21 protein-coding genes are annotated in these 21,391 nt (G+C 61.3%); 9 read left to right on the top strand and 12 right to left on the bottom strand.

Going from position 1 to position 21,391, the window contains the following annotated elements; genetic code table 11:
• Positions 1 to 50: 50 nt before the first annotated feature.
• On the bottom strand, positions 51 to 323 hold the full coding sequence (locus ACX80C_RS00610; protein WP_459324293.1) for a DUF2277 domain-containing protein: 273 nt from the start codon (positions 321 to 323) through the stop codon (positions 51 to 53).
• Positions 324 to 407: 84 nt separating this feature from the next.
• Here ACX80C_RS00610 and ACX80C_RS00605 point away from each other — a divergent pair, with 84 nt between their 5' ends.
• Positions 408 to 839 (top strand): DUF3054 domain-containing protein, encoded by a 432-nt coding sequence (locus tag ACX80C_RS00605; RefSeq protein WP_459324292.1) that lies wholly within the window; start codon positions 408 to 410, stop codon positions 837 to 839.
• Complete coding sequence (locus ACX80C_RS00600; protein WP_459324291.1) at positions 836 to 1,117, top strand: Lrp/AsnC family transcriptional regulator; 282 nt, start codon at positions 836 to 838, stop codon at positions 1,115 to 1,117. Before ACX80C_RS00605 ends, ACX80C_RS00600 begins: the two co-directional genes overlap by 4 nt.
• A 15-nt stretch (positions 1,118 to 1,132) precedes the next feature.
• Here ACX80C_RS00600 and trpD read toward each other — a convergent pair whose 3' ends face one another.
• On the bottom strand, positions 1,133 to 2,191 hold the full coding sequence (gene trpD / locus ACX80C_RS00595) for an anthranilate phosphoribosyltransferase (protein WP_459324290.1): 1,059 nt from the start codon (positions 2,189 to 2,191) through the stop codon (positions 1,133 to 1,135).
• 149 nt (positions 2,192 to 2,340) lie between these two features.
• Between trpD and ctaE the strand changes: the two genes are divergently transcribed.
• The 4 genes from ctaE (at position 2,341) to qcrB (ending at position 6,675) form a co-directional block, all read left to right on the top strand.
• Positions 2,341 to 2,979: an aa3-type cytochrome oxidase subunit III gene (gene ctaE / locus ACX80C_RS00590; RefSeq protein ID WP_459324289.1), complete on the top strand. Its 639-nt coding sequence runs from the start codon at positions 2,341 to 2,343 to the stop codon at positions 2,977 to 2,979.
• A gap of 111 nt (positions 2,980 to 3,090) precedes the next feature.
• The gene (gene qcrC, locus ACX80C_RS00585; protein WP_459324288.1) at positions 3,091 to 3,885 is read left to right on the top strand and encodes a cytochrome bc1 complex diheme cytochrome c subunit; all 795 of its coding nucleotides are present in this window, start codon (positions 3,091 to 3,093) and stop codon (positions 3,883 to 3,885) included.
• Between the two features lie 77 nt (positions 3,886 to 3,962).
• A complete protein-coding gene (qcrA, locus tag ACX80C_RS00580) occupies positions 3,963 to 4,988 on the top strand; it encodes a cytochrome bc1 complex Rieske iron-sulfur subunit (RefSeq protein ID WP_459324287.1) in 1,026 nt (341 codons plus the stop codon).
• A 1-nt stretch (position 4,989) separates the two neighbouring features.
• Complete coding sequence (gene qcrB / locus ACX80C_RS00575; protein ID WP_459324286.1) at positions 4,990 to 6,675, top strand: cytochrome bc1 complex cytochrome b subunit; 1,686 nt, start codon at positions 4,990 to 4,992, stop codon at positions 6,673 to 6,675.
• Positions 6,676 to 6,783: 108 nt separating this feature from the next.
• Here qcrB and ACX80C_RS00570 read toward each other — a convergent pair whose 3' ends face one another.
• The 6 genes from ACX80C_RS00570 to ACX80C_RS00545 all read right to left on the bottom strand — a co-directional run bounded on the left by ACX80C_RS00570 (position 6,784) and on the right by ACX80C_RS00545 (position 12,950).
• Positions 6,784 to 7,566 (bottom strand): GntR family transcriptional regulator, encoded by a 783-nt coding sequence (locus ACX80C_RS00570; RefSeq protein WP_459324285.1) that lies wholly within the window; start codon positions 7,564 to 7,566, stop codon positions 6,784 to 6,786.
• 166 nt (positions 7,567 to 7,732) lie between these two features.
• Positions 7,733 to 8,134, bottom strand: coding sequence for a cytochrome c oxidase subunit 4 (locus ACX80C_RS00565; RefSeq protein WP_459324284.1), 402 nt, complete (start codon positions 8,132 to 8,134; stop codon positions 7,733 to 7,735).
• 3 nt (positions 8,135 to 8,137) lie between these two features.
• Positions 8,138 to 9,862 (bottom strand): aa3-type cytochrome oxidase subunit I, encoded by a 1,725-nt coding sequence (gene ctaD, locus ACX80C_RS00560; RefSeq protein ID WP_459324283.1) that lies wholly within the window; start codon positions 9,860 to 9,862, stop codon positions 8,138 to 8,140.
• 4 nt (positions 9,863 to 9,866) lie between these two features.
• On the bottom strand, positions 9,867 to 10,751 hold the full coding sequence (gene ctaC / locus ACX80C_RS00555) for an aa3-type cytochrome oxidase subunit II (protein ID WP_459324282.1): 885 nt from the start codon (positions 10,749 to 10,751) through the stop codon (positions 9,867 to 9,869).
• A gap of 211 nt (positions 10,752 to 10,962) precedes the next feature.
• Entirely contained in the window at positions 10,963 to 11,346 is a 384-nt protein-coding gene (locus tag ACX80C_RS00550) for a HesB/IscA family protein (protein ID WP_459324281.1), read from the bottom strand.
• Between the two features lie 200 nt (positions 11,347 to 11,546).
• A complete protein-coding gene (locus tag ACX80C_RS00545; protein WP_459324280.1) occupies positions 11,547 to 12,950 on the bottom strand; it encodes a M20/M25/M40 family metallo-hydrolase in 1,404 nt (467 codons plus the stop codon).
• A gap of 107 nt (positions 12,951 to 13,057) precedes the next feature.
• Here ACX80C_RS00545 and ACX80C_RS00540 point away from each other — a divergent pair, with 107 nt between their 5' ends.
• On the top strand, positions 13,058 to 13,645 hold the full coding sequence (locus ACX80C_RS00540) for a DUF3043 domain-containing protein (protein ID WP_459324279.1): 588 nt from the start codon (positions 13,058 to 13,060) through the stop codon (positions 13,643 to 13,645).
• 34 nt (positions 13,646 to 13,679) lie between these two features.
• Here ACX80C_RS00540 and ACX80C_RS00535 read toward each other — a convergent pair whose 3' ends face one another.
• Positions 13,680 to 14,756 (bottom strand): quinone-dependent dihydroorotate dehydrogenase, encoded by a 1,077-nt coding sequence (locus ACX80C_RS00535; protein ID WP_459324278.1) that lies wholly within the window; start codon positions 14,754 to 14,756, stop codon positions 13,680 to 13,682.
• A gap of 66 nt (positions 14,757 to 14,822) precedes the next feature.
• On the opposite strand from ACX80C_RS00535, the gene ACX80C_RS00530 reads away from it, so the two are divergent.
• Positions 14,823 to 15,872, top strand: coding sequence for an alpha/beta hydrolase (locus ACX80C_RS00530; RefSeq protein WP_459324277.1), 1,050 nt, complete (start codon positions 14,823 to 14,825; stop codon positions 15,870 to 15,872).
• Here the strand turns inward: ACX80C_RS00530 and ACX80C_RS00525 are convergent.
• The 3 genes from ACX80C_RS00525 to leuA form a co-directional block, all read right to left on the bottom strand.
• Positions 15,860 to 16,654 carry an isoprenyl transferase gene (locus ACX80C_RS00525; protein ID WP_459324276.1) on the bottom strand — a complete coding sequence of 265 codons (795 nt, stop codon included), beginning with the start codon at positions 16,652 to 16,654 and terminating at the stop codon, positions 15,860 to 15,862. The genes ACX80C_RS00530 and ACX80C_RS00525 overlap by 13 nt on opposite strands.
• Entirely contained in the window at positions 16,651 to 17,400 is a 750-nt protein-coding gene (gene recO, locus ACX80C_RS00520) for a DNA repair protein RecO (protein WP_459324275.1), read from the bottom strand. Before recO ends, ACX80C_RS00525 begins: the two co-directional genes overlap by 4 nt.
• 71 nt (positions 17,401 to 17,471) lie before the next feature.
• A complete protein-coding gene (gene leuA / locus ACX80C_RS00515) occupies positions 17,472 to 19,211 on the bottom strand; it encodes a 2-isopropylmalate synthase (RefSeq protein ID WP_459324274.1) in 1,740 nt (579 codons plus the stop codon).
• Between the two features lie 229 nt (positions 19,212 to 19,440).
• Here leuA and ACX80C_RS00510 point away from each other — a divergent pair, with 229 nt between their 5' ends.
• Positions 19,441 to 21,390: a M13 family metallopeptidase gene (locus ACX80C_RS00510; protein WP_459324273.1), complete on the top strand. Its 1,950-nt coding sequence runs from the start codon at positions 19,441 to 19,443 to the stop codon at positions 21,388 to 21,390.
• Position 21,391 lies beyond the last annotated feature (1 nt).

Raw genomic sequence — 21,391 nt, 5'->3', positions numbered from 1 at the left:
CCCAAATGGCCCGATCTGCCCAGCATTTTTGCCGGCCGGGCGGCACTGCCCTAGGCCGTCGCGAACCGCTTCGCGGAGCGCTCCTTCGCCTTCGCTGCTTCTTCGTCCCGGTCCTTGGGCGGAGCCGAAGTGACGAGGTCAGCCAGAAGACGTTCGGTGATGGCTGTGATGTCCGCTACAGCCCTGTCGAAGACGTCCTGGTTTGCCTTCGAAGGCTTCGTGGCACCGCTGACCTTACGCACATACTGGAGCGCTGCGGCCTGCACTTCGTCGCTGGTGGCAGAGGGCTCAAAGTTGTGAAGTGTTCTGATATTCCTGCACATGCATCAAGCGTATGCCTCGAAACGGTGAGGGGAAACGGTTCGGCTGGTACGGATCCGGAAGCGCTGTGCCAGTAGGCTGATTCCATGACAAGGGCACCGGCACAGATTCGACTGGTGTGGGCGCTTCTGGACATTGCGCTCATCCTGGTCTTCGCTTTCCTTGGCCACGCGTCGCACTACGGTTCGGTATCGCTGTCCGGAGCCTTAGTGACCGCTGCCCCGTTCCTCGGTGCGTACACCTTGACCTACTTCGCCTGCCTTGCCTGGCGCCGGCCGGCGGCGCCGCTGCGTACGGGCACGCCGATTTGGCTCGGCACCGCCGTGGGCGGTCTGGTGCTTCGGGTCGCGTTCGGTGAGAGCGCAGCGCCGGCTTTCCAGATCGTCGCCGTCGTCGTTCTGGCGATATTCCTCATCTTGCCCCGGGTCGCGGCGGCGACCCTGGGTGCCGTGCGCCGTCGTCGTCGTCAGTCTTCTGACCACTACTCCCCCGCCCAGAATCAAGGAGCAGCTTCATGATCACAGCGTTTGTGCTTATTCAGACCGATGCCTCCCGTATCCCCGAGTGCGCCAAGGAGATTTCGGAGATCGACGGGATCAGCGAGGTGTATTCGGTGACCGGTGAGTGGGATCTCATCGCGATCGCCAGGGTCAACCGCCACGAGGACCTCGCAGATGTCATCGCGGACCGCCTCTCCAAGATCGAGGGCGTCGAATCGACCACAACCCAGATTGCGTTCAGGTCCTACTCAAAGCACGACCTCGACGCCGCTTTCTCCCTCGGGTTCGAGGGATAGCAGCCGGCGGACCTGCTACTGCCCCGTGACCGCGATCCAGCGGTCAAGGGCAGCCTGTGCCGCACCCGAATCGATCGATTCAGCGGCGCGCACCATCTGCCTGCTGATCCGATCCGTAAGCGCCGCGGAATGGTCGGTATCAAGAGCCACCAGCCCTGCCGCCGCGTTGAGGACGACGGCGTCCCGCACCGGTCCGCGCGCACCCGACAGGACAGCGCGTACTACCTTTGCGTTGTTCTGCGCATCGGAGCCTTTGAGCGCTTCGACGGGAACGACAGAGATGCCGAACTCCTCCGGATGAATCGTGTGTTCGGTAACTTCACCCGTGCGCACTTCCCAGATAGTCGAAGATCCGCTGGTCGTTAATTTGTCCCGGCCGTCACTCCCGCGGAAAACGAGAGCCCGAATGCCTCGTGCGGCCAGTACACCGGCCATCAACGGAGCCATGCGTTCGTTGGCGCATCCCACCGCCTGGGCCTCGACGCCGGCCGGGTGGCTCAATGGACCCAGAAAGTTGAAGGCGGTCGGAACGCCCAGTTCTCGGCGCGGGACCGCAACGTGGCGCATCGAGGGATGAAAGACCTGGGCGAAGCAGAAGGTGATGTCCGCCTCCTCCGCTGAGCGTGCGACATCCTCGATCGACAGGTCCAGGCGCACGCCCAGCGCTTCGATCACGTCGGCGGATCCGGCCGACGACGACGCACTTCGGTTCCCGTGCTTAACCACGCGCGCACCAGCGCCAACAGCCACGAGGGAAGACATCGTGGAAATATTCAGTGTGTCGAGACCGTCACCGCCTGTGCCGACGATGTCCAGGGTTCTTCCCGAAACCTGAATCCGGTGTGCGCGTCCCAGCATCGCTTCGACCAGACCAAGCAGTTCCTGAACCGACTCCCCTTTGCTCTGCAGACCGACCAGGAAGCCGGCCACCTGCGCATGAGTTGCCTCGCCCGCCATGATGGATTCCATCGCCCAACGGGTCTGTGCTGCCGTGAGATCCCGGCCCGCGATGAGGGCGGAAATCAGCTTCGGCCAGGTGGTGGAACTTGGCGCCGGGGCAGAAATCGGAGTCACTCCCCTAGGTTATCTACGAAATGTAGAAAGTCGTGACGTTATTACTCCCGCGCCATTACTGGCCGGGAAGGGCATCGCGCGTTCAGACGGGCCACGCCGAGGCGGTTTCGCATTGGTGAACTGGGCATCTTTAGAGACATAATGTCAGGGTGACGACAGCGACCCATGCCCCAAACTCCACTGCGCATCCAACTTTGAACAGGCCGAACATGGTTTCGGTCGGCACCGTTGTATGGCTCTCCAGTGAACTGATGTTCTTTGCCGGCCTCTTCGCCATGTATTTCACATTGCGCTCCACTTCGGGGGACCTTTGGGCTGCCGAGACGGAGAAGCTGAACGTTCCGTTCGCGCTGGTCAACACCATCATCCTGGTATCGAGTTCCTTTACCTGCCAGATGGGCGTCTTCGCGGCCGAGCGCCTCCAGCCGCGGCGGGTCGGCAGCATGTTCAACATGGCCAGGTGGGGCATGGTCGAGTGGTACCTGCTGACCTTTCTGATGGGAGCAGTCTTTGTTGCTGTGCAGGCTTACGAATACGCCGAACTTGTTGCAGAAGGCGTATCACTCTCCTCCAATGCCTACGGCTCCTCGTTCTACATCACTACCGGTTTCCATGGACTGCACGTCATCGGAGGGCTGATTGCGTTTCTCTTCATCATCGGACGCGCGTACGCCGCCAAACGTTTCGGCCACTTTGAAGCAACTTCAGCCATCGTCACCTCCTATTACTGGCACTTCGTGGACGTGGTCTGGATCGGCCTGTTCATCATCATCTACTTCTTGAAGTAGATTTCTCTTGAACCCTTTTCTACCCGGGGTAGAATTAGCGTGGCGGTCGCAACTGGGACTGGCACCAACTGTGCAACGTACAAAGGCAATACAGAAGGCAGGAAACAGGACGTGAAGGCACTTTCGCAGAGGCGGCGCCACCCCCTTGCAGCTATAGCGCTGCTGCTGATGGGGCTGTTGTTAACCGGCGGCATCTATGCCATCGCGAGCAACGCGAATGAAGCCAAAGCGCAGACAACCGTTTCTGCAAGCGACATCGAAGAAGGGGAAAAGCTCTTCGTCGCCAACTGCGCCACCTGTCACGGAATGGGAGCGGCAGGCACCGAGGACGGCCCCTCCCTCGTTGGTGTCGGAGCTGCAGCGGTTGACTTCCAGGTTGGAACCGGACGGATGCCTCTTCAGATGCAGGGACCGCAGGCACTAGAGAAGCCAGTTCAGTTCACTGACGAGCAGATCAGCCAGATGGCCGCATACGTAGCTTCCCTTGGCGCGGGGCCTGCGATACCCGGAGAGGAACTGCTTGACGTTTCCGGTGAGGACGTGGATCCCGCGAACGGCGGCGAGCTATTCCGCATCAACTGCGCCATGTGCCACAATGCGGCCGCTGCCGGCGGTGCACTAACACGCGGAAAGTTTGCACCGTCACTTGAAGGCGTAAGCAACAAGCACATCTACGAGGCCATGGTTACCGGGCCCCAGAACATGCCGGTTTTCAATGACGCAAACATCACGCCCGAGGACAAGCAGGACATCATTGCGTTCCTGAACATCATCGAGGAACAGGGCTCGCCCGGCGGAGCTGACCTGGGATCGCTGGGACCCGTTTCCGAGGGGCTGTTTATCTGGGTCGCGGGGCTCGGCGTAATCATCGCATTCACAGTCTGGCTCACTTCGCGCTCGTCATAGGCGCGGGCAGCGGAAACCATAAGAACTAAATACACAGGATTGATGAGTGAAGTTTCTAAAGAAGGATGAGAGGGATCATGGCCGACCATAGTCACGGCAGCCCGGAACACACGGGCACCGTAGCTAAGCCCGGTCAGGGCGGCGTGCAGAAGTTCCAGGATCCTGGGCTCCCGCCGCACCGGCCTCGTTTGGCTGACACCGATCCCCGCGCGGAGAAGCGCGCAGAGCGTCAGGTCGGAGTACTGTTCCTCGTTTCGATATTCGGGACGGTCCTCTTTTTCTTCGGGTATTTCGCCATCCCGCTGGACCAGACAATCGGGACGCTTCGTCTGCAGAACCTGCTACTTGGCCTCGGCACCGCGTTCGCGATGCTGGGCATCGGAGTGGGAATTGTGCACTGGGCCAAGACCCTCATGCCGGATCACGAAATTTCGGAAGACCGTCACGAAATCAGGCCAGAGGCCGACCGCGCCGACGCCGAAAAGATTGTTGGGGACATTCTCGAGGAATCGGGCATCAAGCGCCGCCCGCTGATCAGGAATACCCTCCTCGGTGCGAGCATTCTGGCGATCTTCCCAGCCATTGCCATCTTCCGGGACCTCGGGCCGCTTCCCGGCGACGTACTGCGTCAGACCATGTGGGATGAGGGCGTTCGCCTCACCCGCGACCCGAGCGGCACGCCCATCAAGGCCTCCGATGTAACAATCGGCTCTGCTTTCCATGTAATTCCGGAGGGGCTCAACGAGTCCGAGCACAAGCTTGAAGAGAAGGCCAAAGCGGTCGTTCTCCTCATGCGCTTGAAGCCCGAGTCACTCAATCCGTCGCCGGGACGGGAAGATTGGGGATTCGAAGGCATCGTTGCCTACTCCAAGATCTGTACCCATGTGGGCTGCCCGGTAGCCCTTTACGAACAGCAGACGCACCACCTGCTGTGTCCGTGCCATCAGTCGACCTTCGACCTCACGCAGGAATGCAAGGTCATCTTCGGCCCGGCCGTCCGTCCGCTCCCCCAGCTGCCTATCTCAGTCGATGATGAGGGCTATCTGGTGGCGACGAGCGACTTCCAAGAACCCGTAGGACCAAGTTACTGGGAGCGTGGCTGAGATGAGCAGCTCGGCAGCTGGGCGCGAATACCAGCCCAAAACAAGCGTCGGTAAGATCACCAACTTCGTTGACACGCGCGTGGGTGGTTCCGCCATAGTCAAGGAGTTCGGTCGGAAGATATTTCCCGATCACTGGACGTTCATGTTCGGCGAGGTTGCCCTCTACTCGTTTGTGATCCTTCTGCTTTCGGGTACGTTCCTGACCTTTTTCTTCGATCCGTCGATGGCGGAAACCCACTATGACGGCAGCTATGTGCCGCTTCGTGGGATTGAAATGTCAGTGGCATACTCCTCATCGCTTGATATTTCCTTTGATATCCGCGGTGGCCTCTTCATGCGCCAGGTGCATCACTGGTCAGCGCTGCTCTTCGTGGCTGCTGTCTCGGTACATATGCTCCGTGTGTTCTTCACGGGTGCATTCCGCAAACCCCGCGAGCTCAACTGGGTGATCGGCGGTGTGTTGCTTATCCTGGCCATGGCGGCTGGTTTCACTGGTTATTCGCTGCCTGACGATCTGCTCTCCGGCAACGGGCTGCGCATCATCGACGGCGTTATCAAGTCCATTCCCGTTGTGGGCACGTACATCAGCTTCTTCCTCTTCGGAGGCGAGTTTCCAGGCACGGAAATCATTCCGCGGTTGTATGTCCTGCACATCCTCTTGATTCCTGCCCTCATTCTGTTGTTGATCGCGATCCACCTTTTCCTGGTGGTCGTTCACAAGCACACGCAGTTCCCCGGCCCCGGCCGCACAAACGACAACGTGGTGGGTTTTCCGGTCGGCCCGGTGTATGCAGCCAAGGCCGGCGGCTTCTTCTTCATCGTGTTCGGCGTGGTTGCCGCTATCTCGGCGGCCTTCACCATCAACCCGATCTGGAACTACGGACCCTACGACCCCTCCCCCGTATCCGCGGGAACCCAGCCGGACTGGTATATCGGGTGGGTTGACGGAGCATTGCGCCTCATGCCGGGTATCGTCGCGGGATTCCCGTTCGAATGGGAGATTCCCTTCCCATGGGGTGTCAACACACTGTCGCTGAACGTCCTATTGCCTGCTCTGGTGCCCGCCGGCATCGTATTCACCTTGCTCTTCGCATGGCCGTGGATTGAAGCCTGGGTAACCAAGGATCGGCGGGAACGCCACTTGCTGGACCGCCCGCGCAATGCGCCGACCCGCACCGGTGTCGGAGTAGCCGGCGTCGTGTTCTATTGCGTGATGTGGGCGGCAGCGAGTTCCGACCTCATTGCTACGCACTTTATGGTGTCCCTGAACGACGTCACATACTGGCTCCGCGCACTGTTCTTCATCGGCCCGGTGATCGGCTTCATCGTTGCCCGCCGCATCGCGCTGGCGTTGCAGCGGAAGGACCGTGAGATTGTTCTGCACGGGCGCGAGACGGGGCGCATCGTTCGCCTGCCTCACGGTGAGTTCATCGAGGTTCACGAACCGGTAGACGAGTACAAACGGTACAAGTTGACCACGTTCGACTCTCCACAGGTGCTGCAGGCTCAAGCTGACGTCAACGGGCACATCACGAAGGGCGAGAAGCGTCGCGCCTGGGCTTCCAGGTTCTTCTTCGAGGATCGGGTTGCACCCGTTACGCCCGCTGAGCTTGAAGAGGCACACTCGCACGGGCACCACGGCGAGCTTGCGAAAGAACACGATAAGGCCTCGATTTCCAGCCACTAACTGGCGAGGTTCATTAGAGAGGAGCGGGCAACCCGGGCATCGGGCGGCCCGCTCCTCTCTTTTGCGAAGCAGCCCTTGCCCGAGAAGTTTGATCGGCAGGTCGAAAGCCTAAGACAAGCGCTTTGGCGTGTAGGTTCGCGGAGTACGCACTCCAGGCCGTTGGAGCGGTACCCACAGCTTGTAGCGGTCCGCACGGTAGTAGGAGACCGAGTAGTCAACCATCGCGCGCGCAACATAGGCATGGCGTTGAATCTTGAGCAACGGAGCTCCCATTTCCACGTTCAGCAAGCGGGCGATCGAGGGCGAGGCAGCAGTTGCCTCCACAGTATCCTCGCCCCACTCCATCACCAGCCCAAAACGCTCGCTGAGCACGTTGTACAGTGACGTCGGTGGATCGTCCTCGAGTATGCCGGGAACGCGGTGCGCCGGAATGAAGTTCTCGTCTACGCTCATCGGCTCCTTGTCCGCGAGCAGTTGCCGCCGAAACCGGATCACGGGGGTACCCTGTTCGAGCTGAAGCTCACGGGCGATAAGCGGAGTGGCAGCCATCTGCTCGAAACTCAGCACTCTCGCATCGGGAACCATCCCGCGGCGGTGCATCTCTTCGCTGTACGACGTCAGCTTCATCTGCAGGTCCAGCTTGCTGTGTGAGACAAACGTTCCCAGCCCGACGATCCTCTCCAGGACCTCTTCTGCCACCAGCGCGTCTATTGCATGACGCACGGTCATTCGCGCTACACCGAAGTGCTGGGTAAGTTTGCGCTCGGAGGGAATAGCTGTCCCCGGCTCGGCGTGCTGGAGGATGTATTCCCTGAGCACTTCACGAAGTTGTACGTGCTTCGCCCCGTCGCCTTCAAGAGCGGTCTGCATGCCGCGTAGCGGGTCCGCCATCGTTCCTCCAGGGGACAGAGCGCCAAGTTGTTGCACTTCCGCTTCCATTCTATTGCGGACAGCGAGGACGTCTTATTAGGTCGACGAGATTACGCAATACCCCGCGAAACGAGGAAGAGGTTCCACACCTTTGTGTGGAACCTCTTCAGTGACGCAAGACGAGTGCCTAGTGTGCGTGGTCTCCCCTGCTGTACTCGTAGACCCATCCCACGAGGGCAATAGCGGCCAGACCAGCGGAAATGTAGAGGATCCACCAGCCGACGGCGAGTCCGAGGAATCCGCCTGCTGCCGACATACCAAGGACGAGCGGCCACCAGCTCCACGGGCTGAAGTGTCCCTGTTCCCCGGAGCCCTCGTGAATTTCGGCGTCCAGACGATCCTCCGGCCGGAGCCCTACCCTACGTCCGGTGAATCCGAGGTAGAAGCCGATCATGCCCGCAAGGCCACCAACGAGCAGGATGCCAAGAATACCTACCCACTCGGACCAGTTCGTCAGGAAGCCGTAGATCAGTGCGACAGGTATGAAAAAGGGAACGCCCCAGAAGAAGAGACCGGTTTCAACCTTCATGGATCAAGCGTCCTTTCTATCGGCAGCACCGAGGACAGCTCCCGCAGCCGAGTCATTAGGGGTATGCCATTGGGCGAGCTCTGGATGGTGAAGGTCCAAGGCGGGTCGCTCGGAGCGGATACGAGGCAGGGACGTAAAGTTATGACGCGGCGGCGGGCAGGAGGTAGCCCACTCAAGCGAGGCTCCGAAGCCCCACGGGTCATCGACCTCGACCTTGGTCCCGCTTCTCCAGGTGACGTAAACATTCCAGAAGAACGGGATGAGCGATGCGCCCAGAACGAACGAAGCGATGGTGGAGAACTGGTTCATCGCGGTGAACATGTCCTCGGGGAGGTAGTCGGCGTACCGGCGAGGCATGCCGATGACTCCGAGCCAGTGCTGGATGAGGAAGGTTCCATGGAAGCCAAGGAAAAGCATCCAGAAGTGGATCTTACCGAGGCGCTCGTTGAGCATCTTCCCGGTCCACTTCGGCCACCAGAAGTAGAAGCCGGCGAACATCGCGAAGACAACGGTTCCGAAGACCACGTAGTGGAAGTGCGCCACGACGAAGTAAGTGTCGGAGACGTGGAAGTCCAGCGGCGGAGACGCGAGGATGATTCCAGTCAGGCCGCCGAAGAGGAAGGTCACGAGGAAGCCGAGGCTCCAGAGCATCGGGGTTTCGAAAGTGATCGAACCCCGCCACATGGTACCTATCCAGTTGAAGAACTTAACGCCGGTAGGTACAGCGATGAGCATTGTCATAAACGCGAAGAACGGTAGCAGAACCGCTCCGGTGACGTACATGTGGTGCGCCCAGACGGTGACGGACAACGCAGCGATCGCGATGGTGGCGTAAACCAGACCCTTGTAACCGAAGATCGGCTTGCGGCTGAAGACCGGGAAAATCTCCGAGACGATGCCGAAGAACGGCAGGGCAATGATGTACACCTCCGGATGACCGAAGAACCAGAAAAGGTGCTGCCAGAGAATGGCTCCGCCGTTGTCCGGATCGAAGATGTGTGCTCCGAACCGTCTGTCAGCACCGAGTGCAAAGAGGGCTGCTGCCAGCGGCGGGAATGCCATTAGGACAAGAATCGACGTGACCAAAGCGTTCCACGTGAAGATCGGCATACGCCACATAGTCATGCCAGGGGCACGCATGCAGATGATGGTGGTGATGAAGTTCACCGCGCCAAGGATCGTTCCGAAGCCCGATAGCGCAAGTCCGAAGACCCAGAGGTCACCGCCGACACCGGGCGAGAACGTAGTATTCGAGAGCGGAGCATACGCGAACCAGCCGAATGAGGCTGCACCCTGCGGTGTGATGAAGCCCGACACGGCGATGGTGCTGCCGAACAGGAAGAACCAGAAGGCCAGTGCGTTCAGCCGTGGGAAAGCGACGTCCGGTGCGCCGATCTGCAACGGCATGATGACGTTTGTGAAGCCGGCAAACAGCGGGGTAGCGAACATCAACAGCATCACCGTGCCGTGCATGGTGAAGAGCTGGTTGTACTGCTCCTTCGTCTGCAGGATCTGCATACCCGGCTCAAACAGTTCGGCGCGGATGACCAACGCCATCACGCCGGCGAGGCAGAAAAAGACGAAGGAGGCGATCAGATACATGTACCCGATGGTCTTGTGGTCGGTCGAGGTGATCCAGTTGACGACGATCCGACCCTTGGACCGGGGCACAACGCGCGGCGCGACGGTGGTGCCGGCTTCCTCTGCGGTGTATTCGTAAGTAGACATCTAACTAATCCTGCCCAATTTGATCGTTGACACTGCTCGGGCTTTCGCCTTCTTCCACACCTTGCGGGTTGCGGTCGTACTCTTCGCCGAGCTGCCCGTCCTCAAGGGTTTCTAGATGCGCTTCGTACTCCTCTTCGGAAACGACAGCTACGTTGAACAGCATCTCGGAGTGGTACTCGCCGCAAAGTTCTGCGCACTTGCCTTCGAACACACCCTCACGGGTGGGGGTCAACGTGATGTAGTTTTCCCGCTCGGGAATCATGTCCCGTTTCTGGAGGAACGCAGGGATCCAGAAGGAGTGCAGTACATCGCGTGCATTGAGGCGGAACTCAACGGTCTGGTTAACGGGCAGGTACAGCGTCGGCAGCGTTGCCGGTACGCCCGGCTCGCCGTCGAGCTGTGCCTGGACTCCGGCGTCGTACTTGTCCTCCAGCACATAGTTGAAGTCCCAGGACCACTGCTTTCCCCTGACATCAATGATGACGTCCGGATTTTCCACACGGGCATCAATGGCCTGCTGGTCGCGGTCGGTGAAGTAGAAGAACACCAACACCATGAAGAGCGGAATGGTCAGGTAGAACACTTCCAGCGGAAGGTTATAGCTGATCTGGCGGGGATACCCTGTCTCGTTACGACGACGACGGTAGGCAACGATGCACCAGATGATCAGACCCCAGGTGATAACGCCGACAATCAACGCGGCGATCCAGGAATTGACCCAGAGGTCAATGATCCGGCCGGTGTGGTTGGTGTTGTCGCGTTCAGCAGGCAACCAACCCTTTTGGACTTCCGATGAACAACCAGACAAGAACAGCGCAGCCACTACTACGAGGCTTGAGACTTTGAAAATCTTTGCGCGTCGGCTGCCGGTTCGGTCCTGCGAACTCACAGACGGCCCTTCCTTTTCTTACGTGCGGTGTCACCGACGGTGACAGCATCTCCCGTGCACACCCATTACACAATCTGCGATCGAGAATCGCGGTGCACTTTCAGTTTTACTACTCACTGTAGAGCTTACCCGCAACGGCAGCCATCATGTGACAACAAAGCCTCCGTAGGGACCCGTTTCGGGACCCTACGGAGGCTTCGGAGTTGAAACTCTAGTGGAACGAATCACCGCAGGCGCAAGACCCGCCGGCGTTGGGATTATCGATGGTGAAACCCTGCTTGGAAATGGTGTCCTCGAAGTCGATCGAGGCCCCCGCCAGGTAGGGCACGCTCATCCGGTCGACGATGACTTCCACGCCGTCGAACTCGCGCACTGCATCGCCGTCGAGGACCCGCTCGTCGAAATAAAGCTGGTAAATCAGGCCTGAACATCCCCCGGGCTGCACGGCCACCCGGAGCCGGAGGTCGGTACGCCCCTCCTGCTCAAGGAGGCTTCGGACCTTGTTCGCGGCGACATCCGACAGTGCTACCTCGTGAATCGGCAGCTCATTCTCTGCAACCGTTTCGGTGGTCGGTTCGCTGGTTGATGTGCTCATAAGTTGTGCGTTCTCCTTAGCTTCGTGCCGACCGCTTCGGCTCATACCCGATCAGGTGTGCGGGCTCAAGCAGCAGATGGCCTCCAGTGCCTTGCGGCGCCGGCCACTATCCATGGTACGTCCGGTACTTGCGCAGTGCCCAGCTATGTAACGAACCATACGCCGCAAGAATTCCTCGACGCCGCTTCCGCCCCGGGCAGCTAACGGGTTTCGGTGTTTAGCCCGGCCAGCAGGAGCGCCTCCGCAAGTACTGCACGGCTGAACTCCTCAAGGTGCAGAGATTCGTTGGCACTGTGTGCGCGGGAGTCCGGATCCTCGACGCCGGTAACCAGGATCTGGGCTTCGGGATAGACCTCCGTCAGGTCGGCGATGAAGGGAATGGAACCACCGATACCCGCTTCCACCGCTTCGGTCCCCCACGCCTGTTGGAGGGACCATAGCGCAAGCTGCGCCGCAGCCTGCGAGGTGTCGGTCGAGAAGGGGTTGCCGGATTCGCCGGGGGTGAAGCTCACCCGGGCGCCGAAGGGAGCGTGGTCCAGCACGTGCCGCTCGACGGCAGCCATTGCAGCCTGTGGATCCTGCCCGGGTGCCAGTCGCATGCTGAATTTCGCCCGCGCCGACGGCAGCAGTGTGTTGGATGAGAGGGCAACGCTCGGCACGTCTATCCCGATGATGGACAGGGCCGGCTTGGTCCAGAGGCGGGAGGCGATTGAACCAGTTCCTGCGAGCTGGACGCCATCGAGGACCGACGCGTCCGCCCGGTAGTCTGCTTCGGGGTACTCAACCTCAGCCGTGTCCTCGGCGACAAGCCCCTCGATCGCTACGTTTCCGTCGTCATCATGCAGGGTGGCGATAAGACGGGCCAAAAGTGTCGGCGCATCGAGCACCGGTCCGCCGAACATTCCGGAGTGCACAGCGTGCTCAAGGACCTGCACCTCGATGGCGCCGTCCACGAGGCCCCTCAGGCTTGTGGTCAGCGCGGGTACTCCGACCTTCCAGTTGCTCGAGTCGGCGACGACTATGACGTCTGACCTCAGCAGGTCGCGGTGCGTCTCAAGGAACCGGCGGAAGGTTGGCGAACCAGCCTCCTCCTCACCCTCGATGAAAAGCGTTACGCCGACCCCGAATTCATCCCCGAGTACTTCCTGGACGGCCCGGAAAGCGCCGATGTGGGCCAGGATTCCCGCCTTGTCGTCTGCCGCTCCCCTGCCGTATAGCCGGCCGTTCCGTTCCTCGGCGACGAAAGGCTCGCTCTGCCAAAGTTCACGCGCGCCGGGGGGCTGTACATCGTGATGGGCGTACAGCAGGATGGTCGGCTTACCCGCAACTGCGGGTCGGCGGGCGACGACGGCGGGGCCTCCCGGCTGCCCGTCGTTGTCGACGCGAAGAATGCGCACGTCGTCAATGCCGGTTGAGCGGATGAGGACGGCGACAGCTTCGGCGCTCCGGTCGAGTTCGGCCGGATCGAATGCCTCCCATGCGATACCCGATATGGCTACAAGCGACTTCAGGTCCGTGATTGTCTGCCCGAAGGATGATTCGACGCTGGCCCGCAGTGCGGTGACGGTGGCCTCCGGCAGTGGGTCAGTAGATAGGTTCTTCATACGTCCGAGACTACACACGCGCGCGCTGCGGCGTACGTTCGCGCAAGCGCCCGGGGGTGGTTCAAATCCGGTGAGCCCGGCGGGCAGGCGGCGGGTATCCTTGAAGAGTGTTTGGACGAAAAAGAGATGCTGCCGTTGCCGATGCCCCTGCCACTCCCGACGCCGGGGAGCAGGCTGTAAAGACGGTGGGTAAGGGTGCTCCAACGCCCAAGCGCAACGTGCAGGTTGCGGCACGTAAGCGTCCACTGGTTCCCAATGACCGCAAAGCCGCCCGCGAGGCTAACCGGACCGCGCGCCGTGAGGAACAGCTCCGTATGCGGAAGGCACTGGACACCGGAGATGAGCGTTACCTTCCGCTTCGCGACAAGGGGCCGGCCCGCCGTTACGTCAGGGACTATGTCGATGCCCGCTGGAATATTGCGGAGTTCCTGATGTTTGCCGCACTGGTCTTTGTCTTCATGAGCTTCATACCGAACCTGACCGTGCAGGGTTACGTCATGATGACGTTCTGGGTGGTCATTGTCGCGGTCATCATCGATTGCTTGATCCTGCGCGGAAAGCTCAAGAAGCGGCTCACCGAGAAGTTTGATACCCCAGCCCGCGGAGACCTCTGGTACGGGATCACCCGTGCCATGCAGATCCGGAGGCTGCGGCTTCCGAAGCCGCAGGTCAAGCGCGGCGAATATCCAGTCTAGGGAACCCGGACCCTCAAAACAGGTACTCCGGCCCTCAAGGCTTACTGGAATTGCGCTGCCGCAACGCCCTGTTGATGCGAGCAGCCCAGAACGGCCCCTCATACAGGAATGCAGTGTAGCCCTGCACCAGGGTGGCGCCGGCGTCGAGCCGACAAACGACGTCCTCCGCTGTCTCCACTCCTCCGACTGAAATCAAGGCCAAGTGTGAGCCTGCGGCCTGCCGTAGCCGCGTCAGCACTTCAAGCGAACGGTGCTTCAGCGGGGCGCCGCTGAGTCCGCCGACACCGCAGGCGAGGACGGCCTCGGGGTCGGTCGCCAGTCCGGCACGCGTGATCGTTGTGTTTGTCGCGATGATTCCATCCAGCTTCAGCTCGTTCGCGAGCGACGCAACCTCGTCGATGTCCTCGTCCGTGAGGTCAGGCGCAATCTTGACCAGAAGCGGCACATGGCGGCCGGCGCTTTCATCGGCAGCCTTCCGCACAGCCGTGAGCAGTGGTCTCAGGGATCGCACGCTCTGCAGGAGTCGCAAGCCCGGCGTGTTCGGCGAGCTGACGTTCACCACCAGGTAATCGGCAACCGGAGCCAACGCCCGGGCAGAGACACGATAATCCTCCACGGCATCGGAAAGGTCCACCGACTTGGTCTTGCCGATGTTCACGCCGATGACCGGGCCCTGTCCCAGGTATCGGCGTTCGAGAGTCCGCCGGGCGGCGGCGATTCGGGGCGCCACAGCGGCGGCGCCGTCGTTATTGAATCCCATCCGGTTGATGACGGCGCGGTCCTTGACCAGACGGAAGAGGCGCGGTTTCGGGTTGCCGGGCTGAGCCTGCCCGGTGATCGTTCCGACTTCGATATGGCCGAAGCCCAGATCCGATAGCGCACCAATGCCGTGGCCCTCCTTATCGAAGCCCGCTGCCAATCCGAACGGCGACGGGAAGGACAGTCCGAAAGCCGTTGTCTGCAGTTCCTTCGAAGGTTGGGTGAGCTTGCGAAGCACGGCCCGTACCGGCGTCTTTCCCGTCCACCGGATCAAACGGAAGCCGATGCGGTGCGCCCGCTCAGCGTCCATACCACTGAAGACGACGCGGAAGAAGGCGGGATAAATTCGCATGATCCAAAGTTGCCACGGCCGCAGCCCCTTAACCAACTTGGTGAGCGACACGGATATTCTCGGTCAATGGGAATCGAATGGCGGCCGGATCACCTGGGGGACGGCTTTGCCCTCGCTGAGCTGGAGCTTGATCCTGACGAAGAGGGTCCGTGTGTCGCGACCCTTGTCTCGTACGCGCCGCCGCCCCGGCCCGCGGCAACTGATTGGCGTTCGACCCTTCGAAGGTGGATACGGCTCGAGCCTTCGGCGAAAAAGCCTGTTTCAACTGTCCTCTATGTCCACGGCTGGAGCGACTATTTCTTCCAGTACGAGCTCGCGCATTTCTTCGCGGACCGCGATGTAGCCTTCTATGCACTCGACCTGCGCAAGTACGGGCGGAGCCTGCGGGACTGGCAGACGCCCGGTTATGTCACGGACCTGTCAGAGTACGACGACGACATCACCGCAGCGCTCGATGCGCTCAGTACGGATATTCTCGTCAGGACCGGGCTCCAGCCGGCGAACGTGACCTTGATGGCGCACTCTGCTGGCGCGCTCGTGGCGGCCCTCTGGGCGCACCGGTTCCCGGGGCGGGTGGACAGCCTGGTTCTGAACAGCCCGTGGTTGGACACACAGGGCAGCGCGATCCTGCGGACAACCACGCAGGGGCTTCTGGAACCCATCACCCGGTTCAGGCCGAAAGCACGCCTCAAGCTGCCGGAGTTCGGATTCTACTGGCGGAGTATCAGCAATCAGGCCGACGGTGAGTGGGAACTGAATCCGCAGTGGCGGCCCCAGTTCGGGTTCCCGATTCGGGCCGGCTGGCTCACGGCAGTGCTGGCAGGACACGCACAGGTCCGCCGGGGGCTGGCTATTGACGTGCCGGTGCTCGTCCTCGCCTCGTCCAGGTCGATGGTCAGCCCGGTCTGGAATGACGCGATGCTCTCCTCTGACAGCGTCCTGGACGTCAGCGTGATGACGCAGCGCGCCATACAGCTCGGTTCGCACGTCACCGTGTGCAGGTTCGACGGCGCCCTCCACGACACCTTGCTCTCCCCTCCCCCGGTCCGGCAACAGGTCTACGCGGAGCTGGCGCGGTGGATCAACTGCTACAGCAGGCCGAATCAGCCGGATTGAGCCCGGTCCACGGCGCCGCCGTAGCGTCGGTCCCGCGAAGCGTACTCCTCCACGGCCCTCCAGAGGGTGCGCCTGTCGACATCGGGCCAGAGCACATCCAGGAAAACCATTTCCGCATAGGCGGACTGCCACAGCATGAAGTTGGAGGTCCGCTGCTCCCCGGAGGTGCGGAGGAACAGGTCGACGTCGGGCAGATCCGGTTCATCCAGATAGCGTTGGACGGTTTTCTCCGAAACGGATGACGCCTTCAGCCGCCCCGCAGCCACGTCTTCAGCGATTGCGCGGGCTGCGTCAGCAATCTCGGCCCGTCCCCCATAGTTCACGCACATGGTGAGCGTGCAGGTGGAGTTGGTCCTGGTGTGATCCTCGGCGATCTCAAGTTCCTTGATAACTGAGCTCCACAGGCGTGGACGCCGTCCTGCCCAGCGTATGCGCACGCCCCATTCATTCAGCTGGTCCCGTTGGCGGCGCAGCACATCGCGGCTGAATCCCATCAGGAACCGCACTTCGTCGGGAGATCTTTTCCAGTTCTCGGTGGAGAAAGCGTAGACGGAAACATAGCGCACGCCGATGTCAATAGCCCCTGCCAGCACGTCAAGAAGTGCGGCCTCACCCGCACGGTGGCCCTCGGTCCGCGGCAGTCCCCGCTGGTTGGCCCACCGGCCGTTGCCGTCCATCACGATTGCGACGTGTGCAGGAACCAGTTCCGGCGGTAGCGCGGGCGGCAAGGCTCCGCTTGGATGGGGCCAGGGTATGGTCGGCCTACTCTTGGGCTTGCTCACACACGCTCCACATGTTTGAGGGATTTGATTGCTCGTTCCAGATGCCACTGCAGGTAGGCCGCGACAAGGCCGGCACTCTCCCGCCGCGCGAGGTCATCGGACGCGTCAGCCACCTCCCAGTTCCCCGAAAGGAGTGCCCCAAGGAGCGCCATCGTTTCCGACGACGGCGAGGCGGAGCCGGGAGGGCGGCAAGCCGCACACACCGCTCCTCCGAGCGCCGCTGAGAAAGCGGAGTGCGGACCTGCCGCACCGCAACGGGCACAGTCCGTGAAGCTCGGTGCCCAGCCTGCAGTGGCGAGGGCACGCAGCAGATAAGAGTCCAGAATCAGCTCCGCTGCATGGAGCCCGCGGCTCAATGCGGAGAGCGCGCCAATCACCAACGCATAGTGGGCTCCCGCAGATTCGCCGTCAGCGTCGGTGAGCTTCTCCGCCGTCTCAGCGATCGCCGCAGCGGCAGTGTAGCGGGAATAGTCCGCAGCAATCCCCTGACCGTAGGCGCCGCGGGTTTGAGCCTGTGTGACGACATCGAGTGTTCGCCCGGAGACGAGTTGCAGGTCAACTGTCATGAACGGCTCAAGCCGCGCACCGAACTTGCTGCTGGTACGGCGGACACCTTTGGCCACAGCCCGCACCTGCCCGTGCTCGCGCGTCAGCAGTACGATGATCCGGTCCGCCTCCCCGAGCTTGTAGGTACGCAGTACAACGCCCTCTGCCCGGTAGGTACGGGATGCGAACGATCTGGCCACAGTCTATTTTCCCACTCGATGAACCCGATCGGACCAAAGCCGCGCCAACGAGCTTCGGGGACCAGGAAGGATCAGCCGCGGTCCCGGATAGCGCGGTTGACTGCGGAAATCACGGCCTTCAGCGATGCCATGGTCGAGTTGGAGTCGATGCCCACGCCCCACAGGACCCGTTCGCCCACGGCACACTCCACGTACGCCGCGGCTCGGGCATTACCGCCGGAAGAGAGCGCATGCTCGGTGTAGTCAAGGACCCGGACATCCACTCCGTCCTGCCCGAGGATTGCCACCAGCGCATCAATGGGCCCGTTGCCCTGCGCAGTACGCCGCTGTTGGATACCGTCCACCATGAGGGTCGCAGTCAGCTTGAACCGCCCGTCCTCGGCGGTGTCGGTGTTGGTGGACGTCAGCGCATAGTGGCCCCACGCGGGGGAAGCTCCTGCCCTCGAAGGAAGGTACTCGTCCTGGAAAACCTCCCACAGCTGCGTACCGCTGACTTCACCGCCCACGGTCTCGGTGCGGCGCTGGACGACCCCTGAGAACTCGATTTGCGCGCGGCGGGGAAGATCCAGGCTGTGCTCGTGCTTGAGCAAGTAGGCAACGCCGCCCTTACCCGATTGTGAATTGACGCGGATGACCGCTTCATAGGAACGTCCGATATCCTTCGGATCGATCGGCAGGTACGGGACGGCCCACGGTATGTCCTCGACCGTCTTTCCGGCGGATGCCGCGTCGGCTTCCATCCGCTCAAAGCCCTTCTTGATGGCGTCCTGGTGTGATCCGGAGAAAGCGGTAAAGACGAGATCGCCGCCGTAAGGGGAACGCTCCGGGACGCTCAATTGGTTGCAGTACTCCGCGGTGCGACGGATGTGGTCCATGTCGGAGAAGTCAATCTGCGGATCGATACCCTGCCCGTACAGATTCATGCCAAGGGTTACCAGGTCAACGTTCCCGGTCCGCTCCCCATTGCCGAACAGGCAGCCTTCGATGCGGTCAGCGCCTGCAAGGTATCCCAGCTCTGCGGCCGCAACACCGGTTCCGCGGTCATTATGGGGATGCAGCGAAAGAATGATGTTGTCCCGGTTGTCCAGGTTGCGGCACATCCACTCGATGGAATCGGCATAGACGTTCGGAGTTGCCATTTCGACCGTCGCCGGCAGATTCAGGATCATTTGCCGGTCGGAGGAGGCCTCGAATACGGCCGCAACCTCATTCGAGATGCGCGCCGCGAACTCAAGCTCAGTTCCCGTGAAGGACTCCGGCGAGTACTCGTAGGTGATCTGGGTGTCGCCCATATTCTCTTCGAACTTGCGGCATAACCGTGCTCCGGTCAGCGCGATGTCCACGATGCCGTCCATATCCTGGTTGAACACAACGCGTCGCTGAAGGACCGACGTCGAGTTGTAGAGGTGGACGATCGCGCGGTCGGCTCCCTCGAGGGACTCATAGGTCCGCTCAATGAGGTGTTCGCGCGCCTGCGTCAGGACTTGGATGGTGACGTCATCCGGGATGCGGTCGCCCTCGACTAACTGCCGGACGAAGTCGAAATCGGTCTGGGAAGCTGAGGGAAACCCGACCTCGATCTCCTTGTATCCCATCTTGACCAGGAGGTCGAACATCTTGTGCTTGCGCTCAGGGCTCATGGGATCGATGAGCGCCTGGTTTCCGTCGCGCAGGTCCACCGCGCACCACCGAGGCGCCTTCGAGATCACCCGGTCCGGCCAGGTGCGGTCCGGCAGGTCCACCGTGATCTGATTCTGGAACGGGACGTATTTGTTGAACGGCATTCCGGAGGATGTCTGTGCGTTGCGCATGGCGATGGTGGCCTTTCCCTTTTCAAGCTTGTCTCAAGCACTGGCTTTGCGAAATGGTGGCCGGCAACACAGACTCCGCGGCGGGGATTCGGCCTGCGACAGAAGTCAGTTGGTGACTAGATAGTCGGTTGGGCCCCGCCACGGCAGCTAAGAAGGAGCAGCTCTGCGCGCACGATCCCACCCTAACACGGCCCCTAGGATGAGAAGACGCACCAATAAAGGAGCCCACATGAGCGCAGCCGGCATCAACCTTGCCAACGTCGATCCAACCGTTCGCCCACAGGACGATCTCTTTCGCCACGTCAACGGCGGCTGGCTCAAATCCACGCCCATTCCGGACGACCGAGCGCGGGAAGGGTCCTTTTCGCAGCTTGCCGACGCCGCGGAAGGCTTTGTCCGGGGGATAATCGAGGAAGCAGCGCTGAACCACGACGACGACGGCGACATGTTCCGCATCGGCACCCTTTTCGCGGACTTCATGGACACAGACCGGTTGAACAGCGAAGGAAGCACTCCCGTACGGTCGCTGCTCAGCACCATCGACGCCGTCGCATCCGTTGACGAGCTCGTGCGGCTCGATGCTCAGTTGACCAGCACGGGGGCGGCAGGCCTGCTCCTGCCATATGTGAGCAACGACGCGGGGAATCCGGAGCGATACCTATTGCACCTGTACCAGTCCGGCCTCGGCCTTCCTGACGAATCGTACTACCGGGAAGATAAGTTCGCTCTCACCCGAACCGAGTACGCAGCACTGCTGGAGCGGCTTTTCGAACTGGCCGGGCGCAACGATGCACGCGCTGCGGCGGCATCCGTTCTCGACCTCGAGTCGAGGCTCGCGTCGTCGCACATGGATTCGGTCACCCGCAGGAACCCGCAGGCCACGTACAACCTGAGGGCAGTCAGGGACCTGACGGCCGACACCCCGTTTGTTGCAGAATGGCTCAAGGAACTGACCATTGGCACCGGTCTTCCCTCCGAGGTGATAGTCAACCAACCCTCGTACCTGTTCGCCCTTGCGGCCTCACTGGGCGAGGCTCCCCTCTCGGTATGGAAGCACTGGCTTGTGGCAAGAGTGCTCCTGCAGGCCGCACCCTACCTGAGCGAGAACTTCGTCAGTGCGCATTTCGACTTTTACGGAACGCATCTCAGCGGTACACCGCAACTGAAGGAGCGCTGGAAGCGGGGTGTCGCCGTCGTCGAAAGTGCTCTCGGTGAAGCCGTCGGCCGCGAGTACGTTGCGCGTCACTTCCCCGAGTCCCACAAGGCGATCATGCGCCAGCTCGTGGATAACGTGATCGCCGCCTATCACGAGCGGATCAATACCCTCGAGTGGATGAGCGCCGGAACCCGAGAACGGGCTCTCGAGAAGCTCAGCCTGTTCACCACGAAGATCGGTTACCCGGATCAATGGATCGACTATTCCGGGCTTGAGCTCGTTCCCGGTGACTTGTATGGAAACGTTCGTCGCGCGACAGCGTTCGAAACGAAGCGCCAGCTCAATAAGCTGGGAGGCCCCATCGACCGTCGTGAGTGGCACCTCACGCCGCAAACTGTGAATGCCTACTACATGCCAACGATGAACGAGATCGTTTTCCCCGCCGCGATCCTGCAGCCGCCGTTCTTTGACGCGGCGGCGGACCCTGCCGCGAACTATGGGGCCATTGGCGCGGTTATCGGTCACGAGATCGGCCATGGCTTCGACGACCAGGGCTCACAGTTTGACGGTACCGGTGCTTTGAACGACTGGTGGACCGAAGCGGACAGGACCGCGTTCGAGTCGCTGACGCAGCGGCTTGTTGACCAGTATGCCGACCTCGCGCCAACTGAAGCGCCCGAGCAAACAGTCAACGGCAAGCTCACCCTCGGCGAGAACATCGGGGACCTCGGCGGGCTCGGTATCAGCCTTGCCGCGTACCTGATCAGCCTCGATGGAGAGGACCCGCCCGTCGTCGACGGACTGAGCGGCATTCAGCGCTTCTTCTTCTCGTGGGCGGAGTGCTGGCGGCAGAACATGCGTCCTGAGGAAGCCGCGCGCCGCATTGCCATCGACCCGCACGCACCGAACGAGTTCCGGTGTAATCAGGTGGTGCGCAACCTGGACGAGTTCCACACCGCGTTCGATGTAGCGGAGAGCGACGGGCTATGGCTTGCCCCCGCAGGCAGGGTCCGGATCTGGTAGA

This window comes from Arthrobacter tecti (genome assembly GCF_054511355.1).
The sequence above is the reverse complement of the archived record's forward strand: the minus strand, read 5'-3'. Positions and strand labels throughout refer to the sequence as shown.